Genomic DNA, 20,009 nt, shown 5'->3' with positions numbered 1-20,009 from the left:
TCGATGGAGAAACCCCGCTTATGACTCACCCCGCCACGCAGATTTTCGATGCCGCGGCTACCGCGCGTCTCACGCCTTACGCCGAACTCGTGGAGGCGCTGAAGACCGCGTCGATCGACTACGCGCAGCAACGGATCGTGAGCCCCGAGCGGCTGGTCGTGCCGCTCAATGCGGGCGGCATCATGCTGTCGATGCCCGCCACCGCGCCCGATCTCGGTATCCACAAACTGGTCAACGTCTGCCCGGCCAACGGCCCGCGTGGCTTGCCGACCATCCACGGTCAGGTGATGGGATTCGACTCGGATAGCGGCGAAACGCTGTTCATCCTCGACGGTCCCACCGTCACCGGGCGGCGTACTGCGGCCATGTCGATGCTCGGCGTGCAGACCTTCAAAGGCAGCGCGTCCGGCCGTTCGGCGCCGCGCGAGTTTCTGCTGATCGGCACCGGCACGCAGGCCGCGAATCACGCCGAGGCGATTGGCGAACTGTTTCCCGATGCTCTCATCTGGGTGAAGGGCAGTGCGCTGGCGAAGGCCGACGCCTTTTGCATCGCGCATCGCAACAAGGCGCGCAATCTGCAGCCGCTCGCGGGCACAGAAGTGCCGAATTCCGTCGATGTCGTGATTGCCCTCACGACCAGCAAACAGGCGGTCTACGACGAAGCGCCGCGCGCGCAGCGTCTCGTGATCGGGGTCGGGGCGTTCACGCCCGCCATGCTGGAACTGGGTGCGCACACCGTGCACGGCAGCGCGCTCTACGTCGACGATCTGGCGGGCGCCAAGCACGAAGCCGGCGATTTCATCCAGGCGGGCGTGGACTGGGCCGGTGTGATCGGCATTGCGGCGGTGCTGGGCGGCTCGGCGCCGCTGCCTGCGGCTAGCACGCCCGTGCTATTCAAGAGCGTCGGTTGTGCCGCGTGGGATCTGGGCGCCTGCCGGGTCGCCCGCACGGCGTTGCAGCACGAATAAACCGGCAATAAACCGGCAATAAGCTTGCAATGAGCTTGCGATACGCGTGCAAGCGCGTGTAGTTTTTCTACCGTATCGGGCGTGTTGCGTGCAAACAATCCGAAAACGTTGCACCATAGGCGTTTGCCAGAAAATGTCGGTTCCCGGCATTTTTGCCCTTTCGCGTTGCCTTTTGCGACGCTTTTCACGACGGTGACATCGCGCCATGATTACCCAACACGCATCTGCCACCCCGGACCTGCCGCTCGACATGATCATCTTCGGCGGCACCGGTGACCTGTCGTTCCGCAAGCTGTTGCCGGCGCTCTACATGGCGCATCTGCACTGCAATCTGCCGCCGGAGACGCGCATTCTCACGATCGGCCGTAAGCCGTGGTCGCGTGAGGAGTACATCAACGAATTCATGGAATCGAAGGCGAAGCCCTTCATCGAGAAGAAAGCGTTCGATGCCGCCGCCTGGGACAAATTCCTCGCCATGTTCGAATACGTGCGCATGGACGTGGATTCGGCGGAGGACTACGAGCGTCTGAAGGAAGTGTCGCGGCCGGACGCCCGGCGGGTGTTCTACCTCGCCACCTCGCCCGATCTGTTCACGAACATCTGCGACAACCTCTCGGGCGCGGGCCTGATCGACGAGTACGCGCGCGTCGTGCTGGAAAAGCCGCTGGGTCACGATCTGGCCTCGGCGCAGGAAATCAACACCGACGTCGGGCGGCATTTCAGCGAAGCCCAGATCTACCGGATCGACCATTACCTGGGCAAGGAAACGGTGCAGAACCTGATGGTGCTGCGCTTTGGCAATGCGATTTTCGGTCCGCTGTGGCAGGCGCCGTATATCAAGAGCGTGCAGATCACGGTGGCGGAGACGGTGGGCGTGGGCAGCCGCGCCGGCTTCTACGACAAGACCGGCGCATTGCGTGACATGGTGCAGAACCATCTGCTGCAACTGTTGTGCATCGTTGCCATGGAACCGCCCGTGTCGCTCGACCCGGATGCGGTGCGTGACGAAAAGCTCAAGGTGCTGCGCTCGCTGCGGCCGATGACGCCCGAAGATATCGCGCGCGACACCGTGCGTGGCCAATACACCGCCGGCGCGGTGGACGGCGAGGCGGTCAAGGGTTACCTCGAAGAGGACAACGTGCCGGCCAAGAGCGGCGCCGAAACCTTCGTCGCCTTGCGCGCGCAGATCAATAACTGGCGCTGGGCCAACGTGCCGTTTTATTTGCGCACCGGCAAGCGCATGCAGAAGAAGGTCTCGGAGATCGTCATCGAGTTCTCCGAAATGCCGTTCTCGATCATTCCGAGCGGCCCGCATCATTATGGCAATCGCCTCGTGATCCAGTTGCAGCCGGAAGAATCGATCCAGTTGCAGATGATGGCCAAAGAACCGGGCAGCGGCATGAACATGCTGCCGGTGAATCTGAACCTCGATCTGCAGGAGGCGTTCACCGAGCGTCGTGCCGAAGCGTACGAGCGCCTGTTGATCGACGTGGTGCGCGGACGTCTCACCCACTTCATGCGCCGCGACGAACTCGAAGCGGCATGGGCGTGGGCGGAGCCGATTTTGCACGGCTGGGCGAAGTCGGGCGACCGGCCGCGTGGCTACTCCGCCGGCACGTTTGGACCGGCAGCGTCCACGGCCTTGATGGCGCGGGAAAATACCGTGTGGTCCGAAGAATCGCAATACGGCGATTAACGCCCAGATGCTTCGCATGACAAAGGCGGCCGCCGGATCGGGCCGCCTTTGTCGTTGTGTGCATCATCATTAAGATTCCTTAATAGACGTCCACGCGTCCGGGAAAGGTCTCGTCAAAGACGGCGGCATCCTCAGCGGGTACGGCGCCTCGCTGCTCGCGGAACATCACCGGGGGCACGCCGAACTGCTTGCGGAATTCACGCCCCAGGTGCGAGGCGTCCGAGAAGCCGCAGCTCGATGCGATATCGGCCACCGTCCGGTCCGAACTGGTCAGGAGCCACGCGGCGGTTCGCAGGCGCACCTGTTTGGCGAACACCTGCGGGCTCTTGCCGGTCTCGGCTTTGAAGAGCCGCTCCAGTTGCCGCGGCGACATATCGAGCTTGCAGGCCAGTTCTTCGAGCGGCAGCGAACGCCCCACATGCTGTTCCATCAGCAGGATCGCGCGCTTGACCTTGGGATGCGTGGCGGGCTCCAGACCCGGCGGATGCGGCTGCGGCGCGTTGCCTTTCTGCATCTCGCCGACTAGCAGGATGCGCAGCGCTTTTTGCACGGTTGCGTGTTCGAAGTGCCGGAGCAAGATAGCGGCCGCCACGTCGATGGACGCCCGGCCGCCGGAACAGGTGATGCGCCGCCGGTCGATCACGAACAGGCGGTCGGCAATCAGCGCATCCGAATTCACCGACGGAAAGCGCTCGAGAAAATCCCAGTAATGAAACCAGCTCACGCAGATGCGGTGTTCGTCCAGCACGCCGGCGCGCATCAGCGCAAACACGCCGGTGCAGATGCCGACCAGCGTGGTATTGCCGCGCGCGGACCGGCGGATGAACTGCAGCGTCTCGTCGGTCGCCTGCGGACCGGAATGCAGCAGGCCGCCCACCACCACCACGTAGTCGAAGGCCTCGGCGTTCTCGAAGGTCTCCCATGGCGTGATCTGGATGCCGCAACTGGCCCGCACGGGCGCGAGCGTATCGCCGATCACGCTCCACGAGCAGCGCACGGGCTTGCTGTAGTCGCCTTCGTCGGCGGACAGCCGCAGCATGTCGACGAAGCCCGAAAACGCCGTCAGCGTGAAATTCGGCAGCAGCACGATGCCGAAACGGATGCGTTCCTTGGGCACGCCGTCGATGGAAGTCAGCGGTAACGATTCTGCGGTTTTCATGGTGCGACTGCGCCAGGGTGCGTCATAGGGTAAACGGGAATCAAAAGAGGCGAGACGTGAACCAGCCGAGTGTGACGCGCGCGGGCGCAGGCGCGCGTCGCATCAAGCGTCGCCGATCCGAGCTGCCCCGGCTTGCGCTTTTGCGCCGTCAACCATCGCAGAAGCGAACCGCCCGCCGGGTCGTGTGCCGGGGTGGCGCCGCCGTCCCAAATTGATGGCGCTTTTGTTCTATCGGCCAATTTTACGCTTTGGTGTACTAGCGTCATGCAGCAATGCACGTGAAATTCTCCGGAACGAACGGTTTGCGCCACCCTGGTGGCGAGCGGCGATCCGGTACACCGACCCACCGACCCATCACGACCAGGCAGCCCACATGAACGTCAGCGTCTTCGATCTGTTCAAGATCGGCATCGGTCCGTCGAGTTCGCACACAGTCGGACCGATGATCGCCGCGTGCCGCTTCGCCTCCCATATCGAGGATGCCAATCTGCTGGCCTTCGTGCGGCGCGTCAAGGTCGAGTTGTACGGCTCGCTCGGCGCGACCGGCAAAGGCCACGGCACCGACAAGGCGGTGCTGCTCGGCCTCGAAGGTCATCTGCCGGATACGATCGATCCGGACCTGATCGAGCCACGTCTCGCGCAGATCCGTCAGGACAAGACGCTCGTGCTGCTGGGCAAGCATCGCGTGCAGTACGACGAGAAAGAGCATCTGGCGTTCTACCGCAAGTTGCTGGCGGGCACCGGCGTGGTCCATCCGAACGGCATGCGTTTTCAGGCCTTCGACGAGAACGGCCAGTTGCTGGTGGAGAAGGAGTATTACTCGGTCGGCGGCGGCTTCGTGGTGAATCGCGAGGGCGATCGGGTCAACGGTGTGCGCGCGGGCGCCGACGAGCCGTTTCCGTTTCGCACCGGCGACGAACTGATGCGGGTGTGCCGCGAAAGCGGCTTGTCGATCGCCGAGGTGGCGATGGCGAACGAGTGCGCAACGCGCTCGCAGGCCGAGGTCCGCGACGGCCTGCTGGCGATCTGGCGCACGATGGCCGCCTGCGTCGAGCGCGGCTGCAAGGTGCGCGGCGAGTTGCCCGGCCCGATGCGCGTGAAGCGCCGCGCCGCCGATCTGTCGAGCCACCTGCGCATCCGTTCCGAAGAATCGTTGCGCGATCTGCTCTCGATGCTCGACTGGGTCAATCTGTACGCGATGGCCGTCAACGAAGAAAACGCCGCCGGTGGCCGCGTCGTGACGGCGCCGACCAATGGCGCGGCCGGCGTGATTCCGGCGGTGCTGCACTACTACGTCAAGTTCGTGCCCGGTTCGAACGACGACGGCATCGTGACCTTCCTGCTGACGGCTGCGGCGATCGGCATCATCTACAAGGAAACCGCGTCGATCTCCGGCGCGGAAGTGGGGTGCCAGGGCGAAGTGGGCGTGGCCTGCTCGATGGCCGCTGCGGCGCTCGCCGCCGTGATGGGCGGCACGCCGAGCCAGGTCGAAAACGCCGCTGAAATCGGCATGGAGCACAACCTGGGCATGACCTGCGACCCGGTGGGCGGCCTCGTGCAGATTCCCTGCATCGAACGCAATGCGATGGGCGCGATCAAGGCGCTGAACGCATCGCGCATGGCCCTCAAAGGCGACGGCCAGCATTATGTGTCGCTCGACAACGTGATCAAGACGATGCGCGAAACCGGCGCCGATATGAAGACGAAATACAAGGAGACGTCGCGCGGTGGTCTCGCCGTGAACGTCATCGAATGCTAAAGAGAGGATCCACCCCATGAGCCGCTATTCGATATTCAGTTTGTTCCGCAACGGGTTGTCGTATCACGAGAACTGGGAGCGGCAGTGGAGAAGCCCGGAACCGAAGCGGGAGTACGACGTGGTGATCGTCGGCGGCGGTGGGCATGGTCTGGCGACCGCCTATTACCTCGCCAAGGAACACGGCGTGCGCAACATCGCGATTCTCGAGAAGGGCTGGATTGGCGGCGGCAACACTGCGCGCAATACCACCATCGTGCGCTCGAACTACCTGTGGGACGAATCGGCGGCGTTGTATGAGAAGGCGATGAAGCTCTGGGAAGGGCTCTCGCAAGACCTCAATTACAACGTGATGTTCAGCCAGCGCGGCGTGATGAATCTCGCGCACACGCTGCAGGACGTGCGCGACACCGAGCGCCGGGTGAACGCGAACCGCCTGAACGGCGTGGATGCCGAATACCTCACGCCCGCGCAGATCAAGGAAATCGAGCCGACCATCAACCTCAACAGCCGCTATCCGGTGCTGGGCGCATCCATTCAACGGCGCGGCGGCGTGGCGCGTCACGATGCGGTGGCATGGGGTTTTGCGCGTGGCGCGGATCAGCATGGCGTCGACATCATTCAGAACTGCCAGGTGACCGGCATTCGCCGCGAAGGCGGTGCGGTGACGGGCGTCGATACGGTGAAGGGCTTCATCAAGGCGAAGAAAGTGGCGGTGGTGGCCGCAGGCAATACCTCGACGCTGGCGGATATGGCCGGCATACGCCTGCCGCTGGAAAGTCACCCGCTGCAGGCGCTGGTGTCCGAACCGATCAAGCCGGTGGTGAATACGGTGGTGATGTCGAACGCCGTGCATGCGTATATCAGCCAGTCCGACAAGGGCGATCTGGTGATCGGCGCGGGTGTCGACCAGTACACGGGGTTCGGTCAGCGCGGCAGCTTCAACATTATCGAAGGCACGCTGGAAGCGATCGTCGAAATGTTCCCGGTGTTCTCGCGCGTGCGGATGAACAGGCAGTGGGGCGGGATTGTGGACGTCTCGCCGGATGCGTGCCCGATCATCAGCAAGACCGATGTGAAGGGGCTGTATTTCAACTGCGGCTGGGGCACGGGTGGCTTCAAGGCGACACCCGGTTCGGGCTGGACCTTCGCCCATACGATTGCCAACGACGCGCCGCATCCGCTGAACGCGCCGTTCTCGCTGGACCGGTTTTACACAGGACATCTGATCGACGAACACGGCGCGGCAGCCGTGGCCCACTAACGCTGCACGCACACAAACCGGAGAAACCTATGTTGATGATCGAATGTCCGTGGTGCGGGCCGCGCGCCGAATCAGAATTCTCGTGCGGCGGAGAGGCCGGCATTGCCCGTCCGCTCGAAACCGAAAACCTGACCGACAAGGAATGGGGCGACTACCTGTTCATGCGCAAGAACCCGCGCGGCGTGCACCGCGAACAATGGCTGCACACGCAGGGTTGCCGCCGCTGGTTCATGGCGACGCGCGATACGGTGTCCTATCAGTTTCTCGGCTATGAAATCTTCGGCGGCCCGACCGCCGGATCTGCCACCCACGACGCTCACGAGGGCAACAAGCAATGAGCCAGAAAGACCGTCTCGGCGCCGGTGGGCGCATCAATCGCGCGATTCCGTTGACCTTCACCTTCAACGGGCGCACTTATCAGGGCTTTCAGGGTGACACGCTGGCCTCGGCGTTGCTCGCCAACGGCGTGCACTTCGTAGCCCGAAGTTTCAAGTATCACCGTCCGCGCGGCATCGTCACTGCGGGTGTGGAAGAACCGAATGCCATCGTGCAACTCGAGCGCGGCGCCTATACGGTGCCGAATGCGCGGGCGACGGAAGTGGAGTTGTATCAGGGACTGGTGGCCACGAGCGTGAACGCGGAGCCAAGCCTCGAGCACGACCGCATGGCGATCAACCAGAAGTTTTCGCGCTTTCTGCCGGCCGGTTTCTACTACAAGACGTTCATGTGGCCGCGTAAATGGTGGCCGAAATACGAAGACAAGATTCGTGAAGCCGCGGGTCTTGGCAAGGCACCCCAGGAACTGGACGCCGATCGTTACGACAAGTGCTTTGCCTATTGCGATGTGCTGGTCGTGGGCGGTGGCCCGACCGGGCTGGCGGCGGCGCATGCGGCCGGCTTGTCCGGCGCGCGCGTGATGCTGGTCGACGATCAGAGTGAACTGGGCGGCAGCCTGCTGGCGGGCCGCGCGGAGATCGATGGCCGCGCCGCGTCGCACTGGGTCGAGAAAGTGGAGGCGGAACTGCGGCAGATGCCGGAGGTGAAGATTCTGAACCGCAGCACGGCGTTCGGCTATCAGGACCACAATCTCGTCACCGTGACACAGCGTCTGACCGAGCATCTGCCGGTCTCGATGAGAAAGGGCACGCGGGAATTGCTGTGGAAAGTCCGCGCCAAACGCGTGATTCTCGCCACCGGTGCGCATGAGCGTCCCATTGTCTTCGGCAACAACGATCTGCCTGGCGTGATGCTGGCTTCGGCGGTGTCGACGTATATCCATCGCTATGGCGTCTTGCCGGGCCGCGAGGCCGTGGTGTTCACGAACAACGACGACGGCTATCAATGCGCGCTCGATCTGAAGACGTGCGGCGCGAAAGTGACGGTGGTCGATCCGCGCGGGCAGGGCAATGGCGCATTGCCGGCCGCCGCACGGCGCCACGGCGTGAAGGTATTGAACAACGCGGTTGTCACGACCGCCAGCGGCAAGCTGCGGGTGGGCTCGGTCGAAATCGCCGCGTATGCGAACGGCAAAGTAGGCGCGAAACAGCCTGAGCTGGCGTGCGATCTGCTCGCCATGTCCGGTGGCTGGAGTCCCGTGCTGCATCTGTTCGCGCAATCGGGCGGCAAGGCGCACTGGAACGACGACAAGGTGTGCTTCGTGCCGGGTAAGGCGATGCAGCCGGAAACCAGCGTCGGCGCGGCGGCGGGTGAATTCAACCTTGCACGCGGCTTGCGGCTTGCGGTGGACGCAGGCGTCGAAGCCGCGAAGGCGGTGGGTTTCAACGTGACGCGTCCGCAGGTGCCGAAGGTTGCCGAGATTGCTGAAGCGCCGCTGCTGCCGCTCTGGCTGGTAGGCAGTCGCGAAGCCGCGGCGCGCGGTCCGAAGCAGTTCGTCGATTTCCAGAACGACGTGTCGGCGGCAGATATTCTGCTTGCCGCGCGCGAAGGCTTCGAATCCGTCGAGCACGTCAAGCGCTATACGGCGATGGGCTTCGGCACCGATCAGGGCAAGCTCGGCAATATCAACGGCATGGCGATTCTGGCCGACGCGCTCGGCAAGACGATTCCGGAAACCGGCACCACGACGTTCCGGCCCAACTACACGCCCGTGACGTTCGGTACGTTTGCGGGCCGGGAACTGGGCGACCTGCTCGATCCGATCCGCAAAACCTGTATTCACGAATGGCACGTCGAAAACGGCGCCGCCTTCGAGGACGTGGGCAACTGGAAGCGTCCGTGGTACTACCCGAAAAAGGGCGAAGACCTGCACGCGGCGGTCGCGCGCGAATGTCTGGCAGTGCGTCACAGTGTGGGCATTCTCGATGCATCGACGCTCGGCAAGATCGACATTCAGGGTCCGGACGCGGCACAACTGCTCAACTGGGTCTACACCAACCCGTGGAGCAAGCTCGAAGTCGGCAAGTGCCGTTATGGCCTGATGCTCGACGAAAACGGCATGGTGTTCGACGACGGCGTCACCGTGCGTCTGTCCGACCAGCACTACATGATGACCACCACGACGGGCGGTGCCGCGCGCGTGTTGACGTGGCTCGAACGCTGGCTGCAAACCGAATGGCCGAACCTGAAGGTGCGGCTCGCTTCGGTGACGGACCACTGGGCGACTTTCGCCGTCGTCGGTCCGAAGAGCCGCAAGGTGCTGCAAAAGGTGTGCGGCGATATCGATTTTGCCAACGCCGCGTTCCCGTTCATGTCGTACCGCGAAGGCACGGTTGCCGGCGTTGCGGCGCGCGTGATGCGCATCAGCTTTTCGGGCGAACTGGCCTACGAAGTGAACGTGCCGGCAAACATGGGGCGTGCCGTATGGGAAGCGTTGATGGGTGCGGGCGCTGAGTTCGATATCACACCGTACGGTACGGAAACGATGCACGTGCTGCGTGCGGAGAAGGGTTACATCATCGTCGGACAGGATACGGATGGCTCGATCACGCCGTACGACCTCGGCATGGGCGGGCTGGTGGCGAAGTCGAAGGACTTCCTCGGCAAGCGCTCCCTGATCCGTTCCGATACCGCGAGGGAAGGCCGCAAGCAGTTCGTGGGCTTACTCAGCGACGATGCGTCGTTCGTGATTCCGGAAGGCAGCCAGATCGTGGCCGGTCCGTTTTCGGGCGACACCGCGCCGATGCTCGGGCACGTCACCTCGAGCTACTACAGCCCGATCCTGAAGCGTTCAATCGCGCTCGCCGTCATCAAGGGCGGCCTCGGCAAGATGGGCGAGAACGTGACGATCCCGCTCGCGAACGGCAAACAGGTTGCGGCAAAAGTCGCCAGCCCGGTTTTCTACGATAAGGAAGGAGTGCGTCAACATGTGGAATGAAGCAAGAAGCAATGCACCGGACGCGGCTTCGACGATCGTGCAACGCGCGCCATGCGAAGCCTGGCTGGAGTCGCCGCTGGTGGGCGTGGGCGATTTGCTGAAGACGCATCAGGCAGGCGCTTCGAAGAAATTCAATCTGAGCGAACGGCCGTTTCGCGATCTGGCGAATCTGCGCGGCGATGCGAATGATCCGGCTTTCGTCAGTGCCGTGGAAAGCGTGACCGGCTGCCGGCCGCCCGCCAAACCGAACACCGTGGCGCGTGGTAACGGCTACGACGTGCTGTGGCTGGGTCCGGACGAGTGGCAGGTGCGCTCGCATCAACAGCAGGGCGCAACGCTCGAGGCCCGGCTCACGCAGGCGCTGGCGGGACTGTTTGCGTCGGCGGTCGATATCGGCAGCGGTTACACGCTGCTCGAAGTCAGCGGCGAAAAAGTGCGCGACGTGTTATCGCGCGGTTGCCCGCTCGATCTGCATCCGCAGGTGTTGGCTGTGGGTCAATGTGCGCAGAGCCATTACTTCAAGGCCTCGATCGTGCTGATTCCGGTGAGTGACGATACCTTCGAACTGGTCGTGCGCCGCAGCTTCGCCGATTACTTTTGCCGCATCATGCTCGACGCGGCCGCGCCGCTGCTGGTGTGAAGGGGTTCGAAGCGGCCGTGACTTCGTTCTTCGCGGCGCCGCTTGTGATCGACGCGAGTTCATCGACTATCGCGGGAAATCCAGATGTCACGCGCACGCACCTCTGAACTGCTCAAACGGGCTTACGAAGCGGGCGATCGCGAAGCGGCGCTTGCCTTGCTGGAGCAGAGCATCGCATTGGGGCATAGACGGATCGCCTTGCTGCGATATCTGCAGGCGAGCTATCTGCGCGCCGCGCTCGACGCGCGTCATCATGACTATGTACGCGAGGTCGCTGCGCGCATGAGTCCGGCGACGTTGTCCAGACTGGTGGGCGAGGCCCGCGTGCGTGCGGCACGCGGCGCGGATGAACTGGCCGACAGCACGCGGACTGCGCGCGCCGCTTGCGCCGCGCAAGTGACGACCTAAAGAAATTCAACGGAGTTGCCGATATAAGAGCTAGCCGAAGAGCCTCACTTTACTGATCTCTTGCGGTTCCGAAGGGAATGGGAAGGAAAGGGAGGGGGATGACTAAGCGCGGCACAGCGAGCGTCGGTTCGATGAACGGCTTGCGTCGTAATCGATCGTCCGGGCGCATGGTTGCCCGTCTCAAGCTGGTGGTTCTGCTGGGAACCCTGGCGGGCTGCAGTGACGGCATTTCGCAGTCCGACGTGCAATTCGTGGTCGCCGCGCTGCCGTCGCAGTTCGTGTCGTTGCGCATGTACCATACGGCGCCTGACAACGCCCCGGCGTTCGGCAGTTCGGCGCCTCGCGTGCCGATGCGGCTACAGCAGGGGTGTGAGGCGATTCTGCATCTGCCCGGCGGTGACAGACGCGAGGCGGTGATACTGGACACGGGCAACGATGCATCCTTCGATCTCGATGCCATTCGTACCGCCGATGGCTGGAACGTGACATCCGACGGCCTCGCGCCGCCAGGCGACAACCCCGTCGCGTTTCGCACGCGGTTCACGAGCTGCCTGAGTGCGATCGAAGACAAGTATCGGGCGGAGCCGAACAAGGCGCCGTTCTCGGAGCCGCTGGTGTTCAAGTAACTCCGCCCAACTCTCGTCACTTCGCCGCCCTTCACGCCGGATGCAGCCCGCCGCGCAGCAACTGCCGCACGCGCGACAGATCCTGATCGACGTTCTCGGCCTGTTCGAACAGCATCGCGAGCCAGTCGACGAATGCCCGCACCCGTGGCGACACGCGCCGGCTCTTGACGAACGCCACCGACACCGGAATCGACGAAGGCCTCCATTGCGGCAACACTTCGCGTAGCTGACCCGCATCGAGGTACGGTTGCGCAGCAATGCGCGCCGGTTGAATCAGCCCCAGCCCCTCCAGCCCGCAGGTCAGGTAAGCCTGTTCGTCGCTCACGTTCAGGAAGCCGTCGACTTTCACGTTCAGCGCCGTGTCGCCCACTTCGAAATCCAGATCCACCGCGCGCCCGTTGTGCGGCGAGAGGTAGTGCACGGCAACGTGATTCTCGAGCGCGTCGAGATCCGCGGGCATGCCGTGCCGTTCGAGATACTCGGGACTGGCACAGGTCACCCGTTCGAGCATGCCAAGGCGCCGCGCTGCCAGACCGGAATCCGGCAATTCGCCCAGCTGGATGCTGCAATCCACCGCTTCGCCGACCAGATCCACCGCGCGATTGCTGACGCCGATCGCGAGATCGACGTTCGGAAAGCGCGCATGAAAATCGTCGAGCGCCGGCAACACCAGCGCGCTCGCCACCGCACCGGGAATCTCGACGCGCAGGCGGCCGCTCAACTGGTCGGTTGAATGACGCAGGCTCGCTTCCATATCGTCGATGTCGGCGAGAATCTGCGCGCAACGTTCGTAGTACGCAGCACCTTCGGGCGTGAGGCTCAGTCTGCGTGTCGTGCGTATCAGCAAGGCGGTGCCAAGCAACGCTTCGAGACTCTGAACCAGCGTCGTGGCCGTCGCGCGCGGCATATCCAGCGATTGCGCAGCGCGTGTGAAACTATGGGTATCGACGATACGGATAAAAGTGCGCATCGCCTGAATACGGTCAATCACGGGCAATCTCCTGTCATACAACACATACGCGGGACAATCCGAATCAAGGACAGACAGCCAACGCACCTCGTCCCGGCGGGGAGGCGTGTCGGCTTGCAGAAGCGAGGCGGGAGCAGGGCAGGCCGCCGCGACGGGCGCGGCCTGTGCATCACGGCTGGCGGGCGCTTGACCCGCCGGCGTGACGACCTGTTGAACTACCGGAATAAATCCTTGGGGTAAAACGACCGGCAGTTATTTCCGGAGCGAGTCGAGATCAATCACAAAGCGATATTTCACATCGCTTTTCAACATCCGCTCATACGCCTCGTTAATCTGTTGCATCGGAATAATTTCGATGTCCGATGTAATACCGTGCTCGCCGCAGAAATCGAGCATTTCCTGAGTTTCGGCAATGCCGCCAATCAGCGAACCAGCCAGACGGCGACGCTTCATGATCAGGTTGAACACCTGCGGCGACGGGTGATCGTGTTCCGGCGCGCCCACCAGTGCCATCGTGCCGTCACGACGCAACAGGTTCAGGAACGGGTTCAGGTCGTGCTGGGCAGCCACCGTGTTGACGATGAGATCGAAGCTGTTGGTATGCGCTTCCATCTCTTCGGGGTTCTTCGAAATCACCACTTCATGCGCGCCGAGACGTTTTGCATCTTCGACCTTCGATTGCGAGGTCGTGAACAGCACCACGTGCGCACCCATCGCACGTGCCAGCTTCACGCCCATGTGGCCCAGACCGCCGAGGCCGACGACCCCGACCTTCTTGCCGGGACCGGCGCCCCACGTGCGCAGCGGCGAGTAGGTGGTGATGCCGGCACACAGCAGCGGTGCCACACCGGCCGGGTCGAGGTTCTGCGGCACGCGCAGGGTGAAGGCTTCGTCGACGACCAGCTGGGTCGAATAACCGCCGAAGGTAATCGCACCGGTCTCGCGGTCCGCACCGTTGTAGGTGCCGACAAAACCGTTTTCGCAATACTGTTCGAGGCCTTCCGTGCAACTCGGGCAGGTCCGGCAGGAATCGACGAGACAGCCCACGCCGACGAGCTCGCCGGTCTTGAACTTCGTCACGTCAGGACCCACCGCCGTCACACGGCCGACGATTTCGTGCCCGGGCACCACCGGGAAAATCGAGTTCTTCCACTCGTTGCGGGCCTGATGCAGGTCGGAATGGCAGACGCCGCAAAACAGCACTTCCATCTGCACGTCATGGGCGCGCAGTTCGCGGCGCTGAAATTCGAATGGGGCGAGCTTCGATTGGGCGTCGTTCGCGGCATAGGCATAAGTCGTGGTCATGAGTGCTCCTGATGAGAGGGGTGACGCCAGGCGCCAGCAGCGGCGGGGGATGGGTGATCCGGCAGGGTTCCCATCGTAGGCGGCGAGCGGTACTTGGGGAATACCTGAATATCTCGAAGGTTTGCCTATTTCTCCTGAGGACGAGCGCTATAGGCCGTTTGATGCTAAATTTCAAGCCTTATTCTCTGCTGCATCAATAGGCACTGTCATGCAAACGACTCAAACCTGCCGCGCTGCCGTCAGTCCCGCCCAGCAGCACATGGTCGAACTGTTCGACGTTCTCGCGCCGGGCGAAGGCTTCACGCCGTCGTGTCTGGAGGGCGTCAAGTTCATGCGCTCGAACCGTCCCATGCCGCGCATGCCCGTGCTCTACGAGCCGAGCATCGTGATCGTGTGCCAGGGTCGCAAACGCGGCTATCTGGGCGAGCAGACCTATTTGTATGACGCGCAGCAGTACCTGGTATTGTCGGTGCCGCTGCCGTTCGAGTGCGAAACCGAAGCGAGTCCGGAGGAGCCTTTTCTCGGCATCTCGGTGCGGGTCGACCTGACCGTGGTCGCGGAATTGCTGATGGCGCTAAACGATACCCACGGCGCGACGTTCACCGAGCCGCGCGGCATTTATTCCACCCCGCTCGATCCCATCATGAGTAACGCGGTGCAGCGTCTGCTGGAAGCGCTGGCTTCGCCGCTCGACGCAAAGATTCTCGCGCCCGCCATCATGCGCGAGATCTGCTATCGCGTGCTGACCGGCGAGCAGGGCGACGCAATCCGCGCGGCGCTCACGCATCAGCATCACTTTGGCCGCATCGCCAAGGCGCTGCGGCGCATTCATGCGGACTATCAGGGCGAACTGGATGTCGATACGCTGGCGCGTGAAGCCGGCATGAGTCTCGCGGTGTTTCACGCGCAGTTCAAGGGCGTGACGTCGACCTCGCCGATGCAGTACGTGAAGACCACGCGCCTGCATCATGCGCGGCTCCTGATGGTGCAGGACGGTCTGAACGCGGGCGCGGCCGCGGCGCGGGTGGGCTATGAAAGCGCCTCGCAGTTCAGCCGCGAGTTCAAGCGGCTGTTCGGCCTCAGCCCCGTGGACGAGGTGAAGCGCATGCGCGCGGTATTCGATTCGCCGCCGCCGCGCGTCGCGCCGCCGGCGGCGAAATACGTGACGGCGGTGTGAGCGCCAGAGCGTCAGTCAGGTGCCAGGCGCTGCACGCCGCTGGCTCAGCGGATTTCTCTCGCCACGTTCTGTAACTGCTTGAAGGCGCGAAAGCGCGCCTCGTGCAGGGTCGCGATGTCGCCGCTTGCCGGTTCGTAGGTCTTGCTGATCTGCGACATGCTGGCCATGGCGGCGCGCACGTTCTCGAAGCGGCCGCCCGCCACACCGCCGAGCATGGCGGCACCCAGCAGCACGGGCTCTTCTGCCTGCGTGGCGAGCACGGGCTTGCCGGTTGCATCGGCGAGCAGCTGCCGCACGACATCGAGCCGCCCGGCACCGCCGCTGATCACCACACGCTCGATTGGCGCACCCGCGGTGGCCTGTGTTTCGATGATCTGCCGCAAGCCGTAACCGATACTGCAAAGGCCCGCCACGTAGAGGGCGACCAGGCTGTCGAGGTCGTCTTCCATGCCAAGGCCCGCGATCACGGCTCGGGCGTGCGGGTCGGCCAGCGGGGCACGGTTGCCGAGAAATTCCGGCACGACGTGCAGACCGTGCGCGAGCTTCACCGTCTCCGACAAGGCGTGCGCCGACTGCACCGCAAGGGCCGCGAGCATCACCGGCAGGGACTGGCCCGCCTGGTCCGCTTGCCGGCGGGCCTCGGGGGTCGCGGGATGCATCGAAAGCAGTCGTTCGATCGCTGCGCCGGCGACTGATTGGCCGCCTTCGTTGAGCCACGCATCGGGCACCATCGCCGAAAAATACGGGCCCCACACGCCGGGCACGAAGACCGGACTGCGGGTCGTCGTCATGGTGCACGACGAGGTGCCGAACACGTATCCGAGGCAGGCTTCGGGCGCGCCGTCCGCGCCCACTGTGCCAATCCCGCCGGCATGCGCATCGATCACGCCTGTCGCCACCGGCGTGCCGAGGTTGAGGCCGAGTTCGGTGGCGGCTTCTGCCGTTAGCCCGTTACCAAGTGGTGTTCCCGCATCGACGACCATCTGGCCGATGCGCGCAAACGCCTCGTCCGCCAGCACACCGAGTCCGATAGTGCGAAAGTAGCTTTCGTCCCAGCGCCGTTCGTGTGCGAGATAGGTCCATTTGCAGGTGACGGTGCAGGTGGAACGCGCGAGATCGCCGCTCGCGCGCCAGGTCAGAAAGTCGGTCAGATCGAAGAACTGCCATGCTGCCTCGAACACGGCGGGTCTGTTCTCGAGCAGCCACAGCAACTTGGGTGTTTCCATTTCCGGCGAAATCTTGCCGCCGACAAACTTGAGCACGTCGTGCCCCGTCGCGTTGATGCGCTCGGCCTGCTCCACGGCGCGATGATCCATCCACACAATGATGTCGCGCTCGGCCTGTTCGGAAGGACCTACCGGCAGGGACCGGCCATCCGCACCCAGCACGACGAGCGAGCAGGTGGCGTCGAAGCCGATACCGGCGATCTGATCCGCCGGCACCGCGGCCTGCGCCAGGGCGTCCTTCACGGAGTCGCAGACGGCCTTCCAGATCTCCGCGCTCGACTGCTCGACGATGGAACCGCTCGCATGGAACAGCGTGATGTCGCGTTTCGCCGAGGCGACCATGCGGCCGGCGAGGTCGAAGATGCCGGCCCGGGCACTGCCCGTGCCCACATCCACGCCGATGACATAGCGCGCGCCGGGCGTGCTGCCTGCCGCGCCGGAGGTTGGATTTTCGAAGGTCATAGCTTGCTGCCTGCTCGTTGCGGGTTGCTTGTTGATGGAGGCGTTCGAGACTGACCGCCTCGCGGACAGCGGGCCATGGCAGGCCCGTGAAGTTCACAGGTCTGCCGCGCGGGTCAGAGATCGACGCTATTTGGAAGGATAACGATATCGCGGATCGTCACATTGCGGGGCCGCGTCAGCATGAAGAGGACCGCATCGGCAACCTCTCTCGGCTGCATCAGGCTGCCGTTGGCTAGCGCCTCGTCCATCTTCGCCTTCGGCCAGTCGTCGAGCAGGGCGGTCACCACGGGGCCCGGAGCCACCGCGCCGACCCGCACACCGTGTTTGGAGAGTTGACGCCGGGTCGTATGGACGAAGGCCTGCACCGCAAACTTGGAGGCGGTGTAAATCGGCTCCCACACGACCGGGACGATGCCCGCGATGGAACTCGTGAAGATGATGTCGCCCGATTTCTGCGCGACCAGGTGCGGCAGCACCGCGTGGACCGAACGGAACGCCGCGTTGACGTTCAGGTTCAGCACCCGGTCCCATTCGTCCGGATTGCCGTCCACGATCTCGCCGCCCACGTAGGCGCCGGCATTGGCGTGGAAGATGTCGAGCCCGCCGGCGAGGTCGAGGATTTTCGGCAGCATTGCGGAGACTTCCGCCGGCTGCAGCAGATCCACGACGAGCGGCAGGGCGTTCGGCCCCAGTTCCGCGCACAGTTTTTCGAGCCTGTCCCTGGCACGGTCGATCAGGACGACCTTCGCGCCTTCCCCCATCAGCACGCGCGCGCACTCGAGGCCGATACCCGATGCCGCACCCGTAATCGCGGCAATTTTTCCCTTAATGGATTCAGACATTGACTGCTCCTCTATTGATTGGCTTACGCGCGGCCATGTGAGACGCGGGACTGACGGGCGAGCGAGTCGACGATCACCGCGATGGCCAGCACCGCGCCGGTAATCATGAAGCGCAGCGACGACGACAGGTTCAGCAGCGTAAGGCCGCTGGCAATGGACTGGATCACGATAATGCCGAGTACTGCTGAGTACGCGCTACCGCGTCCCCCGAACAGGCTCGTGCCGCCGATCACGGCCGCGGCGATCGCGTTCAGGTTGACGTCGCCGGTGCCGGCCTGCTGACTCGCCGAGGCAAGCCGTGCCGCTGTGAGCACACCGCCGAGTGCGGCGAGACTCGCACACAGCACGAACGCGCTGGTGTAAATGGCGCTGACGTTGATGCCGGCCCGCCTCGCGGCCTCGTGATTGCCGCCGACCGCATGCATCGAGCGGCCCCAGCGGGTACGCTTCAACCCGTAGTCCATTGCGACGGCGATGCCGAGAAAGATGCCGAACATCAGCGGCACACCGCGTCCCCGGTTCAGGTAAGCCACCACCGCTTCCAGCAGCACGGTGATGGCGAGGCTGCGCACCAGCAGGCTGCCCACCGAGGGCGCCGAGAGATTCGACGCATGGCGCCGTTCACGTGTACGCATCCCGAGCAGCAGCATCACGGCGCCCGGCACGAGCGCGAGCAGGTACGAAATGAGAGCCGGGATGATGATCAGTTGCCCGAGGTTGACCATCGCCGTGTCGTAGGGCAGGTTGATCGATCCGGTGGCGCCCAGGACGTAGAGTTGCATGCCAAGGATCGCGAGCAGGCCGGCCAGCGTGGCGACGAAACTCGGCATACCCAGGCGGTTGAGCAACAGGGCATACACCGCGCCGACCACCGCGCCAACGACGACGGCGGCAACGATGGCCAGTAGCACAGGCCAGCCATGATTGACCCAGAGCATGCCGACGAGGGCCGAAGCGAAGCCGCTCATCGACCCCACCGACAGGTCGATTTGTCCCACCATCAGGACGCAGACAATCCCTAGCGAAATCACGCCGACGGTCGAGCAGTCGAATAGCAGGTTGACGAGGTTGTCGGCGGAGAGAAACACTGGGTTCAGGCTGGTGAACACGGTCCAGATGATGACGAGGCCCGCGATGACCGGCAACGATCCCAGATCGCCTGAACGCACCCGTTCGACGAAGGCGGCAACGGTGCCGCCCACTCCGGCGGCATGCTTGACGCGCACATCGCTGCGATCGAGCAGGGTGGAGGGTTTGGCCGCGCCCTGCGGGTCAGGGTGAGGGGCGCCTTGCATTTCGTTACTCATGATGGTTCCTTTGACTAGGCGCCCTGTTCGGCCTGGCGCCGGCCGGCGCGACGCGACACAGCGTTCTCGGTGGCGCCGGTAATCGCGGCCACCAGTTCCTGATTCGAAGAGTCGGGATAGAAGACACCGTTGTTGCGGCCGAGGCGCAGCACGACGATGCGATCCGCCACGGCGCGGACGTCCTCCATGTTGTGGCTGATCATGATCACGGCATGGCCGCGGTCGCGCACCCGTTCGATCAGGTTCAGCACCTCCGCGGTCTGAGCCACGCCGAGCGCCGCCGTCGGCTCGTCGAGCATGATCAGCTTCGGATCGAGCAACAGCGAGCGGGCGATTGCCACCGTCTGTCGCTGGCCGCCCGAGAGCGAGGCAACCACGTCGCGCACGCTGGGGATGCGGGCGGATAGCTCGTTGAGCAGGGTCCAGGCTTTTACCTCCATGGCGACCTCGTCGAGGCGTAATGGATTCAGCTCGCGCCCGAGGTAGATGTTGGCGACGACATCGAGGTTTTCGCACAGCGCGAGATCCTGGAACACCGTGGCGATGCCGAGATCGAGCGCCGCGCCCGGATTGGATAGCGTGACTTCCTTGCCGCCGAAAGTGATCGTTCCCGCGCTGGGTTGATGGACGCCGGCGAGCACCTTCACCAAAGTCGATTTGCCGGCGCCGTTGTCGCCCACCAGGGCGACCACTTCGCCCGCGTGCACGTCGAGCTCGATGTCCGTCAGGGCCGAGACCGCTCCGAAGTGCTTCGAGACGCCGCGCAGGCTCAGCACCAGTTCACCTCGCGCGGACCGGGTTGTGGAGTTGTCAGTCATGGGACGGATACCTCTTCAGGAGTAGTGAGACCCGGCGCGAGCCAGATCCCT

General features: G+C 63.8%; 17 protein-coding genes. 10 read left to right on the top strand and 7 right to left on the bottom strand.

Translation table 11 applies throughout. The features are described 5' to 3' along the window. The first annotated feature begins 20 nt into the window (after nt 1–20). Together lhpI and zwf are read left to right on the top strand one after the other, a co-directional pair. Nucleotides 21–968, top strand: coding sequence for a bifunctional Delta(1)-pyrroline-2-carboxylate/Delta(1)-piperideine-2-carboxylate reductase (gene lhpI / locus P3T43_RS23760; RefSeq protein WP_429283488.1), 948 nt, complete (start codon nt 21–23; stop codon nt 966–968). Between the two features lie 205 nt (nt 969–1,173). After that, the gene (gene zwf / locus P3T43_RS23755) at nt 1,174–2,664 is read left to right on the top strand and encodes a glucose-6-phosphate dehydrogenase (protein WP_429283487.1); all 1,491 of its coding nucleotides are present in this window, start codon (nt 1,174–1,176) and stop codon (nt 2,662–2,664) included. 79 nt (nt 2,665–2,743) lie between these two features. Here the strand turns inward: zwf and P3T43_RS23750 are convergent, their stop codons facing one another. Beyond that, nucleotides 2,744–3,823 carry a GlxA family transcriptional regulator gene (locus P3T43_RS23750; protein ID WP_429283486.1) on the bottom strand — a complete coding sequence of 360 codons (1,080 nt, stop codon included), beginning with the start codon at nt 3,821–3,823 and terminating at the stop codon, nt 2,744–2,746. 373 nt (nt 3,824–4,196) lie between these two features. Here P3T43_RS23750 and P3T43_RS23745 point away from each other — a divergent pair, with 373 nt between their 5' ends. From P3T43_RS23745 to P3T43_RS23715, 7 genes are all read left to right on the top strand, one after another. Then, on the top strand, nt 4,197–5,582 hold the full coding sequence (locus P3T43_RS23745) for an L-serine ammonia-lyase (protein WP_429283485.1): 1,386 nt from the start codon (nt 4,197–4,199) through the stop codon (nt 5,580–5,582). A 16-nt stretch (nt 5,583–5,598) separates the two neighbouring features. Further along, the gene (locus P3T43_RS23740; RefSeq protein WP_429283484.1) at nt 5,599–6,843 is read left to right on the top strand and encodes a sarcosine oxidase subunit beta family protein; all 1,245 of its coding nucleotides are present in this window, start codon (nt 5,599–5,601) and stop codon (nt 6,841–6,843) included. Nucleotides 6,844–6,872: 29 nt separating this feature from the next. Then, complete coding sequence (locus tag P3T43_RS23735) at nt 6,873–7,181, top strand: sarcosine oxidase subunit delta (RefSeq protein WP_429283483.1); 309 nt, start codon at nt 6,873–6,875, stop codon at nt 7,179–7,181. Continuing rightward, a complete protein-coding gene (locus tag P3T43_RS23730; RefSeq protein ID WP_429283482.1) occupies nt 7,178–10,177 on the top strand; it encodes a sarcosine oxidase subunit alpha family protein in 3,000 nt (999 codons plus the stop codon). Before P3T43_RS23735 ends, P3T43_RS23730 begins: the two co-directional genes overlap by 4 nt. After that, nucleotides 10,167–10,817, top strand: a complete 651-nt coding sequence (locus P3T43_RS23725) for a sarcosine oxidase subunit gamma (RefSeq protein ID WP_429283481.1) — start codon at nt 10,167–10,169, stop codon at nt 10,815–10,817. Before P3T43_RS23730 ends, P3T43_RS23725 begins: the two co-directional genes overlap by 11 nt. A gap of 84 nt (nt 10,818–10,901) precedes the next feature. After that, nucleotides 10,902–11,225, top strand: a complete 324-nt coding sequence (locus tag P3T43_RS23720) for a hypothetical protein (protein WP_429283480.1) — start codon at nt 10,902–10,904, stop codon at nt 11,223–11,225. A 98-nt stretch (nt 11,226–11,323) separates the two neighbouring features. Next, nucleotides 11,324–11,851: a hypothetical protein gene (locus tag P3T43_RS23715; protein WP_429283479.1), complete on the top strand. Its 528-nt coding sequence runs from the start codon at nt 11,324–11,326 to the stop codon at nt 11,849–11,851. Between the two features lie 31 nt (nt 11,852–11,882). On the opposite strand, the gene P3T43_RS23710 is transcribed toward P3T43_RS23715, so the two are convergent. Then, nucleotides 11,883–12,842: a LysR family transcriptional regulator gene (locus P3T43_RS23710; protein WP_429283478.1), complete on the bottom strand. Its 960-nt coding sequence runs from the start codon at nt 12,840–12,842 to the stop codon at nt 11,883–11,885. A gap of 231 nt (nt 12,843–13,073) precedes the next feature. Then, complete coding sequence (locus tag P3T43_RS23705) at nt 13,074–14,126, bottom strand: NAD(P)-dependent alcohol dehydrogenase (RefSeq protein WP_429283477.1); 1,053 nt, start codon at nt 14,124–14,126, stop codon at nt 13,074–13,076. Nucleotides 14,127–14,334: 208 nt separating this feature from the next. Between P3T43_RS23705 and P3T43_RS23700 the strand changes: the two genes are divergently transcribed. Continuing rightward, on the top strand, nt 14,335–15,303 hold the full coding sequence (locus P3T43_RS23700; protein WP_429283476.1) for an AraC family transcriptional regulator N-terminal domain-containing protein: 969 nt from the start codon (nt 14,335–14,337) through the stop codon (nt 15,301–15,303). Between the two features lie 44 nt (nt 15,304–15,347). On the opposite strand, the gene P3T43_RS23695 is transcribed toward P3T43_RS23700, so the two are convergent. The 4 genes from P3T43_RS23695 to P3T43_RS23680 all read right to left on the bottom strand — a co-directional run bounded on the left by P3T43_RS23695 (nt 15,348) and on the right by P3T43_RS23680 (nt 19,958). After that, on the bottom strand, nt 15,348–16,991 hold the full coding sequence (locus P3T43_RS23695) for an FGGY-family carbohydrate kinase (protein ID WP_429283475.1): 1,644 nt from the start codon (nt 16,989–16,991) through the stop codon (nt 15,348–15,350). Nucleotides 16,992–17,104: 113 nt separating this feature from the next. Beyond that, the gene (locus tag P3T43_RS23690; protein ID WP_429283474.1) at nt 17,105–17,833 is read right to left on the bottom strand and encodes an SDR family oxidoreductase; all 729 of its coding nucleotides are present in this window, start codon (nt 17,831–17,833) and stop codon (nt 17,105–17,107) included. A gap of 23 nt (nt 17,834–17,856) precedes the next feature. Further along, nucleotides 17,857–19,140: a sugar ABC transporter permease gene (locus P3T43_RS23685; RefSeq protein ID WP_429283473.1), complete on the bottom strand. Its 1,284-nt coding sequence runs from the start codon at nt 19,138–19,140 to the stop codon at nt 17,857–17,859. Nucleotides 19,141–19,154: 14 nt separating this feature from the next. Further along, nucleotides 19,155–19,958: an ATP-binding cassette domain-containing protein gene (locus P3T43_RS23680; RefSeq protein WP_429283472.1), complete on the bottom strand. Its 804-nt coding sequence runs from the start codon at nt 19,956–19,958 to the stop codon at nt 19,155–19,157. Nucleotides 19,959–20,009: the final 51 nt, after the last annotated feature.

Source organism: Paraburkholderia sp. GAS41 (assembly GCF_050436545.1).
Lineage (GTDB): Bacteria > Pseudomonadota > Gammaproteobacteria > Burkholderiales > Burkholderiaceae > Paraburkholderia.
The sequence above is the reverse complement of the archived record's forward strand: the minus strand, read 5'-3'. Positions and strand labels throughout refer to the sequence as shown.

Bases quoted from the DNA above. Each gene is read 5' to 3' on its own strand.
- lhpI (WP_429283488.1), top strand. From the start codon at position 21: ATGACTCACCCCGCCACGCAGATTTTCGATGCCGCGGCTACCGCGCGT.
- zwf (WP_429283487.1), top strand. From the start codon at position 1,174: ATGATTACCCAACACGCATCTGCCACCCCGGACCTGCCGCTCGACATG.
- P3T43_RS23750 (WP_429283486.1), bottom strand. From the start codon at position 3,823: ATGAAAACCGCAGAATCGTTACCGCTGACTTCCATCGACGGCGTGCCC.
- P3T43_RS23745 (WP_429283485.1), top strand. From the start codon at position 4,197: ATGAACGTCAGCGTCTTCGATCTGTTCAAGATCGGCATCGGTCCGTCG.
- P3T43_RS23740 (WP_429283484.1), top strand. From the start codon at position 5,599: ATGAGCCGCTATTCGATATTCAGTTTGTTCCGCAACGGGTTGTCGTAT.
- P3T43_RS23735 (WP_429283483.1), top strand. From the start codon at position 6,873: ATGTTGATGATCGAATGTCCGTGGTGCGGGCCGCGCGCCGAATCAGAA.
- P3T43_RS23730 (WP_429283482.1), top strand. From the start codon at position 7,178: ATGAGCCAGAAAGACCGTCTCGGCGCCGGTGGGCGCATCAATCGCGCG.
- P3T43_RS23725 (WP_429283481.1), top strand. From the start codon at position 10,167: ATGTGGAATGAAGCAAGAAGCAATGCACCGGACGCGGCTTCGACGATC.
- P3T43_RS23720 (WP_429283480.1), top strand. From the start codon at position 10,902: ATGTCACGCGCACGCACCTCTGAACTGCTCAAACGGGCTTACGAAGCG.
- P3T43_RS23715 (WP_429283479.1), top strand. From the start codon at position 11,324: ATGACTAAGCGCGGCACAGCGAGCGTCGGTTCGATGAACGGCTTGCGT.
- P3T43_RS23705 (WP_429283477.1), bottom strand. From the start codon at position 14,126: ATGACCACGACTTATGCCTATGCCGCGAACGACGCCCAATCGAAGCTC.
- P3T43_RS23700 (WP_429283476.1), top strand. From the start codon at position 14,335: ATGCAAACGACTCAAACCTGCCGCGCTGCCGTCAGTCCCGCCCAGCAG.
- P3T43_RS23695 (WP_429283475.1), bottom strand. From the start codon at position 16,991: ATGACCTTCGAAAATCCAACCTCCGGCGCGGCAGGCAGCACGCCCGGC.
- P3T43_RS23690 (WP_429283474.1), bottom strand. From the start codon at position 17,833: ATGTCTGAATCCATTAAGGGAAAAATTGCCGCGATTACGGGTGCGGCA.
- P3T43_RS23685 (WP_429283473.1), bottom strand. From the start codon at position 19,140: ATGAGTAACGAAATGCAAGGCGCCCCTCACCCTGACCCGCAGGGCGCG.
- P3T43_RS23680 (WP_429283472.1), bottom strand. From the start codon at position 19,958: ATGACTGACAACTCCACAACCCGGTCCGCGCGAGGTGAACTGGTGCTG.